Annotated in this window: 15 protein-coding genes and 1 pseudogene; 7 read left to right on the forward strand and 9 right to left on the reverse strand. The window is 71.7% G+C overall.

The annotated features are described in order from the left end of the window. Positions 1-316: 316 nt before the first annotated feature. Positions 317-1,186, reverse strand: coding sequence for a hypothetical protein (locus IPT68_RS02200; RefSeq protein WP_189701250.1), 870 nt, complete (start codon positions 1,184-1,186; stop codon positions 317-319). Between the two features lie 218 nt (positions 1,187-1,404). Between IPT68_RS02200 and IPT68_RS02205 the strand changes: the two genes are divergently transcribed. After that, the gene (locus IPT68_RS02205; protein ID WP_189701251.1) at positions 1,405-1,830 is read left to right on the forward strand and encodes a DUF6003 family protein; all 426 of its coding nucleotides are present in this window, start codon (positions 1,405-1,407) and stop codon (positions 1,828-1,830) included. A 33-nt stretch (positions 1,831-1,863) separates the two neighbouring features. On the opposite strand, the gene IPT68_RS02210 is transcribed toward IPT68_RS02205, so the two are convergent. Next, positions 1,864-2,826, reverse strand: a complete 963-nt coding sequence (locus IPT68_RS02210) for a YihY/virulence factor BrkB family protein (protein WP_189701252.1) — start codon at positions 2,824-2,826, stop codon at positions 1,864-1,866. A 237-nt stretch (positions 2,827-3,063) separates the two neighbouring features. On the opposite strand from IPT68_RS02210, the gene IPT68_RS34755 reads away from it, so the two are divergent. Beyond that, complete coding sequence (locus IPT68_RS34755) at positions 3,064-3,282, forward strand: hypothetical protein (protein WP_322734607.1); 219 nt, start codon at positions 3,064-3,066, stop codon at positions 3,280-3,282. 294 nt (positions 3,283-3,576) lie between these two features. On the opposite strand, the gene IPT68_RS02220 is transcribed toward IPT68_RS34755, so the two are convergent. Next, positions 3,577-4,044: a winged helix-turn-helix transcriptional regulator gene (locus IPT68_RS02220; protein ID WP_189701253.1), complete on the reverse strand. Its 468-nt coding sequence runs from the start codon at positions 4,042-4,044 to the stop codon at positions 3,577-3,579. Between the two features lie 89 nt (positions 4,045-4,133). Here IPT68_RS02220 and IPT68_RS02225 point away from each other — a divergent pair, with 89 nt between their 5' ends. The 3 genes from IPT68_RS02225 (at position 4,134) to IPT68_RS02235 (ending at position 5,651) form a co-directional block, all read left to right on the forward strand. Continuing rightward, positions 4,134-4,628 carry a PaaI family thioesterase gene (locus IPT68_RS02225; protein WP_189701254.1) on the forward strand — a complete coding sequence of 165 codons (495 nt, stop codon included), beginning with the start codon at positions 4,134-4,136 and terminating at the stop codon, positions 4,626-4,628. 331 nt (positions 4,629-4,959) lie between these two features. Beyond that, positions 4,960-5,262, forward strand: coding sequence for an ArsR/SmtB family transcription factor (locus tag IPT68_RS02230; protein WP_189701255.1), 303 nt, complete (start codon positions 4,960-4,962; stop codon positions 5,260-5,262). Next, complete coding sequence (locus tag IPT68_RS02235; protein WP_189701256.1) at positions 5,259-5,651, forward strand: VOC family protein; 393 nt, start codon at positions 5,259-5,261, stop codon at positions 5,649-5,651. Before IPT68_RS02230 ends, IPT68_RS02235 begins: the two co-directional genes overlap by 4 nt. A gap of 65 nt (positions 5,652-5,716) precedes the next feature. Here IPT68_RS02235 and IPT68_RS34760 read toward each other — a convergent pair whose 3' ends face one another. The 3 genes from IPT68_RS34760 to IPT68_RS02250 form a co-directional block, all read right to left on the reverse strand. Beyond that, on the reverse strand, positions 5,717-5,941 hold the full coding sequence (locus IPT68_RS34760) for a hypothetical protein (RefSeq protein ID WP_189701286.1): 225 nt from the start codon (positions 5,939-5,941) through the stop codon (positions 5,717-5,719). A gap of 204 nt (positions 5,942-6,145) precedes the next feature. Further along, on the reverse strand, positions 6,146-6,397 hold the full coding sequence (locus IPT68_RS02245) for a hypothetical protein (RefSeq protein WP_189701257.1): 252 nt from the start codon (positions 6,395-6,397) through the stop codon (positions 6,146-6,148). Between the two features lie 485 nt (positions 6,398-6,882). After that, positions 6,883-8,853, reverse strand: a complete 1,971-nt coding sequence (locus IPT68_RS02250) for a DUF1996 domain-containing protein (RefSeq protein ID WP_189701287.1) — start codon at positions 8,851-8,853, stop codon at positions 6,883-6,885. A gap of 344 nt (positions 8,854-9,197) precedes the next feature. Between IPT68_RS02250 and IPT68_RS34925 the strand changes: the two are divergent. Then, a pseudogene (locus IPT68_RS34925) lies at positions 9,198-9,350 on the forward strand (MFS transporter); the annotation flags it as partial. Positions 9,351-9,513: 163 nt separating this feature from the next. On the opposite strand, the gene IPT68_RS02255 reads toward IPT68_RS34925, so the two are convergent. The 3 genes from IPT68_RS02255 to IPT68_RS02265 all read right to left on the reverse strand — a co-directional run bounded on the left by IPT68_RS02255 (position 9,514) and on the right by IPT68_RS02265 (position 16,053). Beyond that, entirely contained in the window at positions 9,514-10,518 is a 1,005-nt protein-coding gene (locus IPT68_RS02255) for a helix-turn-helix transcriptional regulator (protein WP_189701288.1), read from the reverse strand. A gap of 118 nt (positions 10,519-10,636) precedes the next feature. Then, complete coding sequence (locus tag IPT68_RS02260) at positions 10,637-14,398, reverse strand: S8 family serine peptidase (RefSeq protein WP_189701258.1); 3,762 nt, start codon at positions 14,396-14,398, stop codon at positions 10,637-10,639. A 434-nt stretch (positions 14,399-14,832) separates the two neighbouring features. After that, complete coding sequence (locus tag IPT68_RS02265; RefSeq protein WP_189701259.1) at positions 14,833-16,053, reverse strand: saccharopine dehydrogenase family protein; 1,221 nt, start codon at positions 16,051-16,053, stop codon at positions 14,833-14,835. A 122-nt stretch (positions 16,054-16,175) separates the two neighbouring features. On the opposite strand from IPT68_RS02265, the gene IPT68_RS02270 reads away from it, so the two are divergent. After that, positions 16,176-16,919 carry a TetR/AcrR family transcriptional regulator gene (locus IPT68_RS02270; protein WP_189701260.1) on the forward strand — a complete coding sequence of 248 codons (744 nt, stop codon included), beginning with the start codon at positions 16,176-16,178 and terminating at the stop codon, positions 16,917-16,919. Positions 16,920-17,037: the final 118 nt, after the last annotated feature.

Consider the following 17,037-nt stretch of genomic DNA (forward strand, 5'->3'; position numbering starts at 1 on the left):
CTGTACTACTGGGTCGGTGACCCCGACAACTGCGCCGAGATGAGCGGGTTCACGCGTCAGCCGCGCGCCTGAACCGCAGGCCTCATCGGTGACGAGTGCGCCTCCGTCGAGCGGGCCCGGAACGTGCCTCTGCCGACGGCAACCGCCTGCCGGTGCCCGTCCCGCCCGTCGACGGTCCGGGCAGGCCGGGCCGAGCTCGCTGAACCGGTGGATCATCTCCCGCTTCGTGTCGTCGTCGGTCCCGACCGACGCGGACTGCCTGGCGGTTGCCGGCCAACGGAGCCGAGACGGTCCGGGCCCCGGGATCGATGTCGACTCAAGCGCGACGGCGGAGAGCGAGCGTCCAGGTGTCCACGGTGCAGCGGCTGGGCTCGTCCGCGTGCTGCTCGGCGACGACCGCCATCACCCGGTCGCCGTCCCACCGCAGTGCCCGCATCGACCGCGCCCTCACATCCCCGGCGACACCGTCGAGTTCCGCCAGGACGATGCTGTCCAGCCTGCGGCCCACCGCGCGGACCGCTCCCCCGTCGAGCACCAGGATCGTCCCGTCCCGCAGGACCAGCGGCTCGGGCGGCAGCGGATCCGTCAGGCGCGGGCCGCGTTCCACGACACCGCCGGGCAGCAGCCGGACGACCCGGCCGTTGGTCGGCACCTGGCGATCGGCCTCGACGACGCGCAGACCGGTGCCGACGACGTAGTGGCCGTAGGAACGCCAGGCGTCGGTCCGGTTGCCGTCCCGGTCGTACTCCCAGGTGTCGAAGACGTCGTAGCCCTCCAGCCCGAGCACGAACCGCTCGCCACCCCGTGCGGCGGCGCGCTCCCCGCGCAACTCGGCGACGAGCCGCCCGTCCGCGAGGTCGAGGAGCAGCGCCGGCCCGAGGTTGCCCCAGGGCGTGTACTCGAGGGAGTCCGTGGTGACGAGCACCCGGTCGCCGGACAGATGGGCGGCGTTGGGCCGCGTGGCGCAGCGGTGCGTCCAGCGGGTGCGGCCGGTGGAGTCGACGCAGCTGATCGCACCGACGGTGCCGAGGATGCGCACATCACCCCGGCGCGCCAGCGGCTCCTGCGCGGACCGGGCCGGCTCGTACGGCGGCCGCCCCACCGTTCGCCGGTGGTCCACCACGTCGGCGCTCCACGCGGCGGCGCTCCCGCCCGCCGCTTCCCCGCTCGTCTCACCCCTCGGCATGTCCGCGATCGTAATGCCGCGCGACGACGGCGCGACCGGAACCGCAGCGGCGCCCAACGGGATGCCGGTCGCCTTCGAGCCGGCTGCGGCGAGCCGGCCGACGACGTCGGCGCGCGGGGCCATGTCCCCCCATCAGTGACTCGGCTCGGTGGCCGGCGCTCATCCGGGCGGGGCGGGGTAATGGGACGTCGATCAGCCCCCTGGAGAAGGAGCCGAAGATGACCGACGACGCCTACCTGTTCCTGCTCGACGACGCGTCCGCGCCGCTCGGTGTGGCCCCCGCCGCCGTCGGTGATCTGGCGTGCATGGAGACTCCCGCGGTACGCGCGTGGCTGGACGCTCAGGGAACCACGCCGACCTCCCCGCACCTGCGCCTGCTGCCGCCGGAGGAGACAGCGGCCGTACCCGAGGGGGCGGAGCGACTGCCCGTGCCGCTGAGCGACGAGGAACTGAGCGGGGTCCGCCACCGGATGGCGCCGAAGCCGCTCGCCCGGGTCGAGGAGGAGCTGCTCGCCTACCGCGACTGCGCGGACGGCCGGGACGGTCTGATCGGACGCGCGCTGGCCGCCGGCGTGCCACCGCACCGCATCGTCGAGCTGACCGGGGTGGACCCCGCGACGGTGTCCGCGGCGGCGGGCGGCTGACAACGCGGCGGCGGCCTCAGCCGGCGTCCGGCCTCACGCACCCGGACCGGGGTCCGGGTGGACAGCCGACTCGATGCCGGCGCGGGCCGCTTCCAGCTGGGCGGCGAACGCGATACCGAGGAAGAGCGCGACGGCCGTGAGGTTGGCCCACAACAGCAGGGCGATGAAGGCGGTGAGCGGACCGTACACGGCGCCGAAGGCACCGCTCTCCTCCACGTACAGCCCGAGCAGGCATGTGGCCGACACCCACAGCAGGAGGTGCACGGCCGAGCCGAAGGCCAGCCAGGTGTAGCCGGGCTGGTCGCGGCGGGGCGACCAGCGGAAGATCACGGCGGAGGCCATCCAGGCCAGCGCGAGCCCCAGGGGGACGTCGACCAGACCCCACCATTGAGGTCCGCCCTCCCAACCGGCGGACTCGGCCACCGCGTCGCCCACGGCCTCACCGGCGACGAGCACGACGAACCCCAGCACCAGGGGCAGACCGGCGGCGAGCGCGAGGAGGATCGCCCGCCCGTACTTGCGCGGGAAGGGACGGTCGCGCTCGATGCCGTAGATACGGTTGGCGCCGCGCTCGATCTGGCCCATGGCCGAGGAGAGGTTCAGCAGCGCGAAACCCAGGCCGAGCCACAGGGCGAGCGTGCTCCAGATGTCGCCGTGAGCGGTGCGCCGGGTGCCTTCGAAGGCGTCCTCGACGATCTCCGCGCCGGCGCCCGGCACGATCCGGCCGAGCGTCAGCTCGATGATCCGGCCGACGCCCTCCGTGTGCACCGACGTGGCCAGGCCGACGAGCGCCACGGTGCACGGGACCAGCCCGAGCACCACCTGGAAGGCGAGGGCCCGCGCGTTGGTGAAGCCGTCCGCGTAACGGAACCGTGCGAAGGAGTCGACCAGCAGCCGCAGACCCCCGTAATGGCGCAGGGCGGCGAACGCCTCGTCTCCGGAGAGTTCTTCCCCGATCATGTCCCGGGTCTGCGGGACGTGCACGGTGGTACCCATCGTGTGAACACTCCTTGTCGTACGGCTGCTCGCAGTCCGTCTGCCCCGGAACCTTCCCGTCCGACCTCGTCCTTCGACACGGGTCACCGGCCGCCCCGCGTACACACCGGTCCGACGGCGGCGAGCTTCTCGGTGTCGATCTTCTGCGTTCGCCCAGGCCGAGCCAGTGGGCGACGGCGATGACGAACAGGCTGGTGAGGGCCATGGGGCCGATCATGCGGTTGGGCCGGCCTCGTCCTGCACGGCGCCGTACGCGACAGCGCCGCCCTCGCCGGCCTCCGGCCCGGTGTCAAGGCACTGGGCACCGATATCTCCGTCCCACCCGCGGGTCTGCCGAGCGGTGCCGGCCGGTCGCACCCATCCGACTCCGTCACGCCCCACGTGATCCTGGGCAGGTCACGGCCCACGCTCGGCTTGAAGCGCTTGAAGTTCCGAACACTGAGGACGTGGCAATGACAGAAGCCCCGCCGGTGTCGATCGACGTGGAGACAACGATCACCGACACCGCCGACAGCCTCTTCGAACTGGGCCTGATCCAGAGCTGATTCGTCCATGGGGTACGACGCCGGACTGGACTGCCCTCCCCGCAACCCCGTTGCGCACTGGGCCTTGTCCGGCTCCGGTGTCGTCCCCATGACTCCCTGCGGCCGCGCCCGATCTCCCCGCACCCAGTAGCACCGAAGACACCGGTGACGGGCCACGGTGACCTGGACCCGCTGGAACCAACGCCTCCTCGCCCGACGCCCCCGGTCAGTGCGCAGTGCGGGCTGCGGCTCCTGGGCAGGTGTAGGCCTGCCGGGGAGTGAGCGCGCCGTGGCCGCCCTCGCAGACGATCACGGCCTCGACGACTTCGCCGCAGTCGCGGTGGCGGACCTCCAGGGGCGGGCCCTCGATGTCGGCGGTGTAGCGGTCGCCCCACTGCTTGAGGGCGACCATCGCGGGCCACAGGTCCCAGCCCTTGGGGGTGAGCCGATACTCGTGCCGCGTACGGCTGCCGGGCTCGCGGTACGGAACGGTCTCCAGAATCCCGGCGTTGACGAGCTTGCGCAGCCGGTCCGCCAGCACCGCCTCGGACAGCCCCATGTGGCGGCGGAAGTCGTCGAAGCGGCGCACGCCGTTCATGGCGTCGCGCAGCACCAGCAGCGACCACTTCTCGCCGACGAGCTCGAGAGTGCGCTGCACCGTGCAGTTCTCGGTACTGGTCTCCAGCCAGGTCATGCGCTCATCGTAGGCTGACTTCGTCATTGACAGCCAGATCTCTCACTGGCTAGCTTCGTCTGCCGAAGTCAGTACGCAGGAGGAATCCCATGGCCAGGTCACGCACGTTCGAGTGGGGGGACCCCCAGGTGTCCGCGGCCGCGGTCGGCCGAGCGAGCGGCCTGGAGTTCCTCAGGGACGTGCTGGCCGGGCGCCTGCCCGCCCCGCCCATCGCCGCGACCCTCAACTTCACGCTCCACGAGGTCGAGTCGGGCCGCGCGGTGTTCACGATGGAACCGGGCGAGGAGCACTACAACCCCATCGGCAGCGTCCACGGCGGTGTCTACGCCACCCTGCTCGACTCCGCCGCCGGCTGCGCCGTGCAGTCCACCCTGCCGGCCGGCACGGGCTACACCTCGCTCGACCTGAACGTGAAGTTCCTGCGCCCGATCACCGTCGACACCGGCAAGGTCCGCGCCGTGGGCACCGTTCTCAGCCAGGGCCGTCGTACCGCCCTTGCCCAAGCCGAACTGTTCGACAGCACGGACCGTCTCCTGGCCCACGCCACGAGCAGCTGCATGATCTTCCCCGTCCCGGCCCGTTAGGTCCCGCACGAGGATCTGGAATTCTCTCCGCGCTCCGCCGCACCCGCTCTCTGCGCCCGCCGCATCCGCGACTCGGTTCCCCAGCGGATCAACAAGGATCGACGGCCGAAACCGCTGGGGTGCTTCCCAGGCGCCGACTCCCCCGAGTCGGCACCGGCACCACCGCGTCATCGACCGTGCGGTGACGTCGGCTGTCGCCACCAGCAGGCCTACGGCACGGTTGCGTTCGGCACCGAACGACCAGCAAGGCCCTTGGCGAAGCCCGGCCCGACTCCGGAGCACGGCGCACCTCGACTTGATAGGCAAGCGGCGACTTGCCTATGCTGTGGCCGTGGCCGACGACCTGTTCAGAGCCTTGGCCGACCCCACCCGCCGCACCATCCTCGACGAGCTCACGGAGAAGTCCGGACAGACACTGTTCGAGATCTGCGCGCGACTGAGCATGAAGCATCAGCTCGGCATCTCACGCCAGGCGGTCTCCCAGCACCTCGCCGTGCTGGAAGCCGCCGGGCTCGTCGAGACCAGGCGGGAGGGCCGCTACAAGTTCCACGACCTCAACACGGCCCCGCTACGGCAGATCACCGAACGGTGGCTCGTGCCCGACGCATCCGAACCGGAAGAGAGCGCCCCATGAAGATCCATCTGACCAGCGTCTTCGTCGACGACCAGGCCAAGGCACTGCGCTTCTACACCGAGATCCTCGGCTTCGTGAAGAAGCACGACGTCCCCGTGGGGGAGAAGGACCGGTGGCTGACCGTGGTCTCGCCCGACGAACCCGGCGGCACGGAACTCCTCCTGGAGCCCGCCGGCCACCCGGCCGTCAAGACGTACCGCGACACGCTCGTCGAAGACGGCATCCCGCTCGCCCAGTTCGCCGTCGAGGACGTGAACGCCGAGTACGAGCGCCTGCGCGACCTCGGCGTCCGCTTCACCCAGGAGCCCCTGGAGATGGGACCGGTCACCACCGCCGTCTTCGACGACACCTGCGGCAACCTGATCCAGATCGCGACGAAGCCGCAGTAGACGATCGACCGCGCTCGCTCGAACGCCCTGGCACACAAGACGGAGGGCCTCTCAACGGCCCTCCGTCACACGCTTCCGTCGGTGTCGCGGTCCATCACACGGCGGGCAGCCTCCGCTTCCGCCGCCGCCGGTGACAATTCGTCGAGGGTGTCGAGTTCGGTGTCCGCTTCCAGTTCCCGTTCCCAGGCTGCCGCGAGGCGCTCCTGTTCCTCGCGGGGCTTGGCACTGACGGCCTCCCGGTGATCCGGGTCCAGAGCCGTCAGGAATCGTCCGACCGCATCCGTCGGCATGCCGTGCTCCTTGTCGCTGGTGGGGTGCCGCCACTCGTGGCCCAGCATGGCCAACGGTGCCCGCGGCAGACACCCGACACGGCTCGCGACCACCCTGATGGCCCCCCATCCCCTCCTTGCGTTCAGGAGGTCCGGGGTCGAAGCGCCGGACGCGCCGCTGAAGGAAACGTGATGCGCCGGCGTCCGGTACATCGGTCGGCTCCCTCACCTCGGCCCGGACCTGTACCTGACCCCGGTGAGCGTCGCACACGACTCCCCCGGACCGGGCATCGCGATCCACGGCCGTGTCGAAAGCGTGGGCAGTCCGCCGTGGTCCAGGGCGAACCGGGGCAGCGAGACACCGAACGTCGCCGCGATGGCGCCCAGGGCACGGCACTCGGCACCCACATCGCCGGGGCCGAGCAGCACATCCGTCATGTCCGAGTCGAGCGCCAGCTGCAGGGCCCGTCCCCACATGCCGGCGAGGAGCACCTCCGTACGGCTCGATGCTTTCCGCCCCCGCGAGCCGGTGGACGAAGCCGGCCCGCGTCGCGCCGGCCGTTCGCCGTCTCGAGGAAGGAGCGGAGGGACGGCGGCAGGGGCTGCTCCATCCCGAGCGCCAGGACGCGCTCGTCCAGGGCCGTCGTCCGAGACGAATCGGCAGAGGCGAATCCCAGCCGACGGTGCCGAACGATGTCCTCGTCCAGTACCTGGAGCGACTCCGGCTCCCGTGCGGCCAGCGCTTCCGGGCGCCCATCGCTCCACCGCTCGAGCAGTGGCTCCCACTCGAAGATCCCCATGTGCGCCATCGTGGCATGCGGCACCGACAGTGAGTCATGTTCGCCCGCTGTCCGGTGGGAGCCGCCTTGCGGTTCAAGCGACGGATTCGGCATCGCGCTCGCGCGTGCCCCCGACACCGATGCTGCGGGCGCCGGGGGCACGTCGAGGTCAGCCCGGTGTCGTCACCTCTGACGGCGCCGGGTTCGCATCAGGAGAACGCCGCCTGCGAGCAGCAGTGCGGAGCCGGCTGCGGCGGGCCACAGACTCGCGCCGGTCTCGGCCAGTCCGCCCTGCTCCCCCTGCGGAGCGGCGACCTGCTGTCCGGCCGACGCCCCGGTGACGGAGCCGCCGGTCCCAGCGGCGGCTGCGGGCGCCCGGGACGTGGCGGCCGGTGACGGAACAGCCGACGTGCTCGCCGCCTTGGGCTCCACGGGACGCGGTGCGGTCGTCTCCGGGGTGCCGTCCGACGGGGCGGGAGCCTCGTCGTCCGGTGCCTGGGTGGGCTCGACACCAGCACCGGCTTCACCCCCTGCATCGTCGCCTGGCCGGTCCCCACCACCGTCACCCGGCTGGGCAGGCTGCTCGCCACCGCCGTCACCCGGCTCAGCAGGCTGCTCCCCCGCGCCGCCGTCACCCGGCTGCTCCGCCCCGCCGTCGCCGGCGCCCGGATCCTGAGGAGCATCCGTCGGCTCGTCCTGGCCTCCGCCGTCGCCGTCGCCGTCTCCGGCGCCCGCCTGGCACTGCCGCCCGCCGTTGATGCAGTCGACCATCTCCGCCATCAGGTCCTCGTCGAAGACGTTGATGAAGTCGCCGTGGTCGGTGACCGGCTTGTGGAGCTGCTCCGGGAAGGAGTCCACCGCGAACAGCGGCGTCGTCCGGCCGCCGTCGTTCAGGCTCGGCGCGTCGACGTCGTAGACGATCCGCTGCACCAGCTGCGGGATCGCGCGGAAGCCGGCGGGGCAGTTGCCGGAGGCGTCGGCGAACGCGACGTGCGTGCGGTGGTTGGCGCTGTCGATGTTGGAGCCGTCCCAGCAGCTCTGGAAGCGGAACGTGCGCACCACGTCGCTGCCGGACGGGCAGAGCGGGTACTTGTCCTTCAGCTGGCGGTCCTCGAAGCCGGTGCAGCTCCAGGAGGCGTTCGCGTTGGCGGGGCCGTTGACGAAGGCCTTGGCGTCGCCGGTGATGATGCGCAGCAGCCGCGGCATCGCGGTGACCTCACCGAGCGGGTTGCCCACGAACGTCAGCGTGACCTCCTTCGGCGTCACGATCTCACCGGCGTTGCCCTCCACTCCGCCGCCGGGCGACTGGGCGTCCTGCTCCTGCGTACCGTTCTGCAGTCGCAGCACGGGCCAGTAGTACGACGACCTGTCCCCCGGGTCCACGCAGCTGGTCTCGGCGGCCGCGAGATCCTCGTCGCCGGCGAACGCGTTGTTCGCCTGGTTGCCGACGTAGTCGTGGAAGTGGTGCGCTCCGTTGGTGACGCCGGGGGCGACGATCACGTTGTCCGAGTTGAACAGGCCCTCGGCGTTGACACCGCAGCTGGTCGTGAAGGTGCCACGTGAAGCGCCCTCCGTCTGTTGCGGGGCGGGCACGTTGGGCTGGACGCCGGTGATGTCCGCGTAGTCCGCGGCGACGGGGCCGTTGCCGGCCTGGCCGCCGATTCCCCCTTGTCCGTCGCCGGCCTGATCACCCCCGTCCGCCTGCCCGTCCCCCTCCGCGCCGGCGGAGCCGTCACCGGCCTGGCCCTCACCCTCGGGGTCCTGCGCGCCCTCGACCTCCTGCAAAGTGCAGGCCGCCAGGGCCTCGAGCCCGTCCGGCCGCTCGCCCGCGTTGTCCAGGGCGAGGGCGATGCGCTCGATCGTCGCCGCGCGTTGCTCCGTCAGCGGTTGCACGACCGCCTCCTCGGCGGAGCCGGTCGACTGCTGCTGCAACTGCCGGTAGGCGTCGGCGATCTGCTGGTCGAGCAGGGCGAGTTCCTTGTCGACCTCCGCCCGCGCCGCGTCGGGAACCGCGGTCAGCCGTTCCCCGACGTCGGGGCAGTCGATCGTCGCAGTACCCCACGCGCTCGTGGTGTCACCGACGTCGCCCCCCGAACCGCCGTCGGTTGCAGAGGCGTACACATTGACACCGACGAGCCCTCCGCCGCCCAGCATCAGCGCGACAGCGGCGAATGTCGCGCGCCGCGCGCCGGTTGGACGTCTGCGCGTGTTGTGTCTCACGGTTTGTACTCCTACGCGTTGGTCGGCCGGGCATGAGTTCCCCCGCGTGCCATACGCGCCCCGAAGCGGGTGTGTTCAACCGGCTCACCGATTCACAGCAACCTCATGACCCACACCACGGCCGACGGGCGACACCCGAGTGTCCATTTCGGCTCGCCAGAGCACCTGCCACCAGTGCACGGACCGAAGAGCGTACGCCGATCCGGCCAGGTGCTGATCACGTGCGACCGGACCGACCGCCAATGGGTCTGCCCCTCGCCGATCCAACGCCGTCGCGAGTGGCGCTGCGGGAGGCCGGTGACGGCTCTCCGTGGCTGGTCGGCCCCTGCCTCTCCGCGATGGCGGTGCTGACGCCGACCGCGCTCCTGCTCGGCAGGGAGACCAAGGACGTCTCCCTGGACGACGGTGAAGCCGCCTCCGTGAGCGACGACACCGCGCCCCGGTTCTTTCTCCGCCCCCTGATCCTGCCGCGCGGCGCACGGCGTGTCCCCGTCCCGCCGGGGACACGCCGTCAAGGCCGTTCGCCGGTCGCGCTGTCCGGCATCGTGCCTCGACATGTCCCGGGGCCATGCGTGTCCCGCGCGGCCGGCCCCGCTACAACCAGCCCCGCCGGGCCGCCTGCCAGGCGAGTTGCATGCGCGTCGTGGCTCCGGCGAGTTCCATCATGTGCTGGACGTGCCGCTGCACCGTGCGCCGGCTGAGCCCCATCTGGGTCGCGATCGCCTTGTCGGCCACTCCCGCCACCAGCAGTGACAGCAGGCGCCGGTCGGTGGCGGACAGGGGGTCCGACGCGCCGGCGCCGTCGGTGCCCGAGACGGATCCGGTGTCGTCCACGACCAGCGGCACCGCGTCCTCCCAGTAGCGCTCGAAGAGCGCGATCAGGGCGGCGAGCAGATTGCTGTCGCGCACCAGCGCGGCAGTGGGCTCGTCCGGGTTGCCGTTGGGGCCGCCCGGCACGAGCGGGCAGACGGCGATGGCACGGTCGGCCACGGCCAGCCGCAGCGGCAGATGGGGCACCGATCGGGCGATCTCGCCCGCCCGCACCCCCTCGACAACGTTATCGACGGCACCCTCGTCGTCGAAGAAGGCCTTCTCGTACAGCACCCGGTAGCGCACGCCGCGGGCCAGCGCCTCGAACTCGGCCCGATTGGTGCCGGACGGCATCGCCACGTACTGCGCCTTGCAGAACCAGAGCAACTCGTCGCGCGCCCCGTCCTGGATCTGCCGCAGGTGCAGGCGCAGCGCCTCGGCTCCGGTGATGACCTCGATCAGATGACCGGCGTCCCGCCGGCGCAGGTTCTCGCGGTAGGTCTCCAGGAGCCCGGCCGCCTCGGCGCGGGCGAGATCGAGGGCTTCGGCGGAGCGCTTGAGCCGGGGCAGGAGGGCCACGTCCGGGGGCGTGGCGACGTACTGGCGGGGCAGTACGTCGTTCTGGCTGACCATGCCCTTGGAGGCCAGCGCGGTCAGAAGTCGCTGGGTTTCTGCCGGTTGGAGCCCCAACCGGTCGGCGACATCCTGTGCGGAGGCACGGCCCACGTCCACGAGAAGGCGGTAGATGGTCTCCTCGGTGCCTGTGACTCCAGCGGCCTCCAGCGTCAAAGCGTCCTCCTGGGACAGGATGATGTTCACTCACTCCAATCGTTGAGGACCGTACTACGCCATGGTGGCAGGTGAGAGGGCGCATTGCCCCTCTCACCCGCCACCCGTTCATCCAAGGTCAGCCGCGATGCAGGTACGCCCTGTTCACGGTCTGCCGGATCGAGTTGCCCTGCGCGTCCTCGGCCGTGACGCGGAGCGTCACGAAGGCGTCGCTCCGGACGGAGGCCGGCTTGACGACGGTGGCCGAGAAGACGTTCCCGCCCCGGGCCTCGACCGGCACCTTGCTGAAGTGCTCACCGTCGTCGTAGGAGACCTCGACCACCGTGCGCACGCCCCGCGGAGCGTCGAGCCCGTCCTGGTTGCGCACCGTCAGGCCCAGCGAGTACGAGCGGCCGGGACTCACGGCGTTGCGCGCGTCGACCGGTACGTCGTAGTCGACCTGGAGCAGTGGCAGCCGCGTCGCCTCCGTGGTCGAGTCGGAGCGGAACGACCAGGAGGTGTCCGTGGAGGTGGCATAGTCCCAGTCGCCGGACTCGCGGGTCGTCTCGAGGCGCAACCGGTACGCGGCGTCCCCGGAGGGCACTTCGACGTTCCGCCACGCGTCCGCGAGATCGATCACCTTCTCGCCGTTGCGGAACAGCTCCGCGTTCGCCGTGTCGATCGTCGTCACCTCCCGCGTGCCGATGCCTCCGCCGCCGGTCTGGATCAGACGGGACCAGTGGCCGGACTGGGAGTCGGTGAACTCGGGGATCCGCAGCCGGAGCATGTTCCCGCTGCGCGTGCTGGGCTCTCCACCGCGCGGGATGGACGGCCGGACGACGGCTCCCTGCCAGGTGTTGCGCACCTGCTCGCCCGCCCGGTAGGTACGCGGCGCCTCGCGCAGGCCGGCGCTCAGCGGGGTGTCGACGTCCGCCAGGGTGTGGTGGTGGACCACCTGGTGCCACTCGGTGTCGCCCGAGGTGACGTACTCGGTGCGGGTGAAGGCGGTCGGCGCGTGCCGGGTGTACTGCAGCCAGATGAACTCCTGGTAGGGCCGGCGGGCGAAGCGCTGCTCCGCCGCCCACGGCTCACCGCCGTTGTCCGCGTACGTGGAGCGGACCACGGCGCTGTTGCTCTCGGAGACCGTGTGGACGACGCGTTCGGGGATGCGCTGCTCGGCCACCTGCATGACGTCGTAGAGGTACGGGCTGCGCGCGGTGCCGCTGAAGGCGATGGTGGTGGTGCCCCGCGCGATCCGCCGCAGCAACTCCGCTCCCGTGCCGGCGCCGACCCTGACGGTGGGGATCTTCCAGCGGTCCCCGTGGGGCGTCCACCGGGTCCAGCCGATGTCGCTGAAGTGGACCACCATGACGGCGCGGGCGCCGGCGGCAGCGGCCTGCTCCGTCAACTCGGCTCCGCCCACCCCCGATTCGTCGGTGAGGACGGCGAGCTTGCCGCGGACGTCGCGGAAGTCGGGCTCGGTCACGGTGCCGGCGTCGACGGCGGTGAGCTTCGCGCCGCGCGGGTCGAAGAGCGGCGACTGCGGCATGTAGTACGCGTCGAGGTCCTTGCGATCGCCGACGACCTCGGTCTGGAGCAGGGGCGCGACCATCTGCCAGCGGGAGGCGAACTCGAAGGTGCCGTCGGTGACCTGCTCGGTGGGGCTGACGTAGAGCTCTTCGGCGACGTCGAAGTACATGGTGCCGTCGAGCCAGCCGTGCCCGTCGATCTCCCGGTACGTCTGGAAGCTCAGGATGCCGCTCTGTTCGGCCGGCTTGGGTGTGCGGATCTCGACCTTGGTGGTCCTGCGGGGGTCGACGACGACGGTGGTGTCCTTGGTGACCCGGATCTCCGGCAGGACGATGTGCCGCAGCACCTCCTTGCCGTTCTCCTGCTCGATGCCTCCGGAGGTCACCTGGTACGTGCCCTCTTCGACCTCGGCTACGGCGTTGTCACGGTCGGTGTACCCCACGAATCCCTCGGCCCCCCAGATGTTCGGGAGCGCGTGGACGCGCCGGCCGTCGCGGTCGTAGGACACGATCGTGAGCTTGTGCACGGGGCCGCGCACGATCAGGCTCAGCGTCGTGTGCACGGTGACGGTGCCGTCCGCGGTGGACGCCGTCAGGTATCCGTAGTAGTCGCCCTTCACGGCACGGGAGGGGTCCACGGTGAGCGGCATTTCGGCCGTCGCGCCCGCCGGCACGGTCAGGGATGCCGCGTCCAGGCGCAGGGCGCCGGAGCCGACCTCGCGGCCGCTGCTGGTCGCCAGCCCGGCGCGCAGGCCGAGGGTGACGGCCTTGTCTGAGTGGTTGGTGTAGCGGACGGTGCGGGTGTGCGTGCCGCTCTCGTCGGACCCGTAGGTGCCCAGGGCGAGGGTGCCGGTGGCGGTGACGGGAGTCCGGGTGGCCGCGGCGAGGTCGATGCGGCCGCCGCCCTGTTCGGTGACCTGCTGGCCGGCGATGGTGCGTGCCGTGCTGGTCAGCGCGTCCTTGAGCCGGGTCGCCGACCAGTCCGGGTGCTGCTGGGCGAGCAGTGCCGCCGCTCCCGCGACGTGCGGGGTCGCCATCGAGGTGCCGGAAGCGGCCACGTAGGAACCGTCGACCACCTCTCCCATGGTGGTGCCGGTCGCCCGGGCGGCCACGATGCCCACGCCGGGTGCGGTCACCTCGGGCTTGACGGCTTCGTCGCCGGCCCGGGGACCACGGCTGGAGAAGTCGGCGAGGGAGTCGTCCCGGTCCACCGCGCCGACGGTCAGCGCCGCGTCGGCGGCGCCGGGGGAACCGATCGTGCCCCGGGCGGGGCCCGAGTTGCCCGCCGCGACGACGAACAACGTGCCGGTGGACTCGGAGAGTTCGTTCAGGGTCTGGCTCATCGGGTCGGTGCCGTCGGTGGGCTCACTGGAGCCGAGCGACATGTTGACGACCTTGGCGCCCCGGGCGACGGACCACTCCATGCCCGCGATGACCTGCGACGCGCTGCCGTAGCCGTCGTCGCCCAGCACCTTGCCGATCAGCAGGTCGGCGCCGGGGGCCACGCCCTTGCGGCTGCCGTCGGACGCCGCGCCGGAGCCGCCGACGATGGACGCGACGTGCGTGCCGTGCCCGAAGGCGTCACCGGTGCCGGAACTGCCGGAGAAGTCCTGTGCCTCGCTGATGCGTCCGGCCAGGTCGGGATGCGTCGGGTCCGCACCGGTGTCCAGGACGGCGACCTTGACGCCGTCGCCCTTGAGGCCGGCCTTCCACGCCTCCGGCGCGCCGATCTGCGCGGTGCTCCGGTCGAGGGAGGCACGCACCCGGCCGTCCAGCCACACCTTCGGGGTGCCGGCCGCACGGGCGGCGCCCTCCCCGGCGGGGAGCAGACGCTTCCAGAAGGAGCCGAGGTGCTCGGTCGGTACCCGCACGGCCTGGGCGTCGATGCTCCGCAGTCGTCGGGCGGGTGTCCCCTCCGCGGCCAGCGCGGTCACGTTCCGCAGCCTCGCGTCGGCCACGCCCTCCGCGTCCCCGACGATCAGCGGCAGCGTGTCGGTGTGCGCCTCGTCGTAGCGCTGGGCGATCAGCGCGGTGACGTCGAAGAGCTTGCGGTCCAGGCGTCCCGCCGCGACCAGTTCGGCCGCGTCGGACGGGAGGACCAGCAGGCGCCCGTCCTCCTCGACGGTGCGGAAGAGGATGCGCTCGCGGCCCTCCCCCGGCTGCACCGATGCGGTTCGGCGGCCGTCGGCTCCCATGGTGACGGTGACACGGTCGCCGGTGATCAGGCGCACGTCGGCAGCACCGTCGGCCGTCGTCGGGACGGCGGCCTGCTCCGCCCTCGGGTCCGAGTCCCCCGCCGCGACCGGCGAGACCGCGCCGGCGAGCATCGTCAACCCCGCCGCCGCCGCGGCCGCGAGGCGTATCCGTCTCATCAGATGCGTACCTTCCGTCGTATATGCGACGCGTTGGCGCCGCGGTCCCCTGCCGGCCACACGGCTGTTCGCTGCCGTTGGTGCTGCACAGTTGGTGCTGCACAGAATCGGCCGCTGCCGAACTCCGTGTCACCGGTTCCTCGTGGCACAGGTGGGACATGTCGCAAGGGCGACAGGCGACGGGGGTGCTGGACGGCTGGACACCTCGGACGTCACGGACAGGGCGGGTGACCTGGTGAGTTGACACGTGTGGGGCGCCACGACCGTCCGGTGACGCCGGCGCGCGAGGGTGGGCGGCCGAGGGCGGCCGCTCCGCCGGCCGCCCCCCGTATCCGCCAGCGCCGAGGGTCCGTTCACCGCACTCGGCCACCGCGCCCCCGTCCGCGCCTCCAGCCGTGCGCACGCCCTCATGCCGCGCCGGCCGTTCGCTCCGCTCACTGCTCCCGCATGCCCCAGGGGGACCCGTACTCGGTGAGCAGGTTCAGGAAGGGGCGGGCCGGGAAGGCCTCCGGACCGAGCACGCCCTTGCCGGTCCAGTTGCCCGACGCGAGGAGTTCCAGGGCGACGACCGGGTTGATCGCCGTCTGCCACACCACGGCCTGGCAGCCGTACTCCGCCATGGACCACTGGTTGTCGACGACGTGGTAGAGGTACACCTCGCGCCGCTTCCCGTCCTTGAGGCCGCGCACCAGGGTGCCGGCACAGGTCTTGCCCCGCATGCGCTCGCCCAGTGCGGCCGGGTCGGGCAGACACGCCGCGACGACGTCGCGGGGCGAGACGGCGACCGGGCCGCCGGGGCCCGCGACGGTGACGGGTTCCGTGCGGTCGAGTCCCAGCAGGTGCAGGGTCTTCAGGGTGTCGATGAACTCCGTGCCCAGGCCGTACTTGAAGGTGACGCGCCGCGCGTCGATCCACCGCGGCACGAGGAGGACCTCCTCGTGCTCGACGTTCACGCACTCGACCGGGCCGATGCCCTCGGGGAAGTCGAACACCTCCGGTTCGCTGAACGGCTCGGTGGTGAACCAGCCGCGCTCCGCCTCGTAGACCACCGGCGGGTTGAGGCATTCCTCGATCGTCGTCCAGATGCTGAACGACGGTGCGAAGACGAGGCCGTCGACGGTGAGATCGGCGCCGTCGCGAATGCCGATCTCCTCGATCTCGTCGAAGAGTTCGTCGGCCGCATGACGTGCGAAGACGTCGGACAGGCCCGGCTCGACGCCCATGCCGACCAGTGCAAGGGTGCCGCTGCCCTCCCACTCGGCCGCCTGCGCGAACTGCGCGTCGCCGAGCTTCACCCCGCACTCCTCGTAAGGGCGTTCGGGATGCGGCCGGGACAGCGACATCGCCATGTCCAGATAGGTGACGCCCGCGGCGCGCGCCGCCCGGAACAGGGGCATCACGAAGCGCGGGTCGGTGGCGTTGAGCAGGACGTCGCACGCGTGGCGACGCAGCAGTGCCGTGACGGCCTCCTCGTCCCCGGCGTCCACCCGCTCCGCCCGGAAGCGGTCGCCACGGTCCCCCAGCGACGCGACGGCCGCCTCGGCCCGCGCCCGGTCGTAGTCGGTGACGATCATGGTGTCGAGGAACGGCCGGCGGGCCGCGATGCGGGTGATCGCCGTGCCCACGCCACCCGCTCCCACGAGAAGTACGCGCATGATCAGTTCCGCCCATCGGTCGAGTGTCGGTCGAAGCTCAGGGGCCCCTGCCGGAATCAAAGGCGCCGCGCCCGTCTAAGGTCAATGACGTTGGCATAAGGCCCCCGCCCGAGGAGCCGCAGTTGCCGAAGTCCGTCGTCCCCGAGGAAAACCGGCGGCGGCGCCGCCCCACCAGGAGCGGCACCGTGCTGTCCGGCGACCTGTTCGTCGACGCGGCCCTGCGCCTGTTGCGGGAACATGGCAGCGCCGGGCTCACCGCTCGCCGCCTGGGCCTGGTCCTCGACTGCGATCCCAGCACCCTGTACCGCTACTTCCGGGGCATGGACGACCTGATCCTGGCCATCGGCGACCGGCTCATCGGGCAGGCGCTGGAGGGCTGGCAGCCCACGGGACAGTGGCGGCCCGACCTGGGCAGCGTGGGCCTTCGCATCCACGCCTCGTACGTCGCCCATCCGCAGGCGGCCCAGCTGACCTCCAGCCGGGTCTCGGGGCGGGCCAACGAACTCGCCGCCGACGAGGCGGTCCTGGACATCCTCCGCACGGCCGGCTTCCCGCTGGAGGACACCGTCCGCATCTACCACGCGTTCATCGACCAGACGCTGGCCTTCGCCGCCCTCGACGCCGCGTCGCTGGCGCTGCCGAAGGAGTCGCTGCGGTCGGACGAGGACATGTGGCGCTCGACGTACGCGACGCTGCCCGCCGACACCTACCCCCGCATCGCCGAGGCGGCGCCCCTGCTGGCCTCCCGCATGATCACCAGCGCGTACCCGACCGCCTTGCAGATGCTCCTGGACAGCGTGGCCGCCCAGCGGGAGAGACTGCGAGGCGCTCGCCCGCACCACGGCTCACGGGTGCGGGAGCGATAAGGCATCCGCCGGCGCTGCACACGCGCGCACCGTGACGCTGCTCGAACCGGGACGCGAGGTGTCCGTCGGCGCCCGTGACGGGGCCGGGCGGCGCCGGATGTCCGCTTCGGCGGTCCCG

This window comes from Streptomyces chromofuscus (genome assembly GCF_015160875.1).
Lineage (GTDB): Bacteria > Actinomycetota > Actinomycetes > Streptomycetales > Streptomycetaceae > Streptomyces > Streptomyces chromofuscus.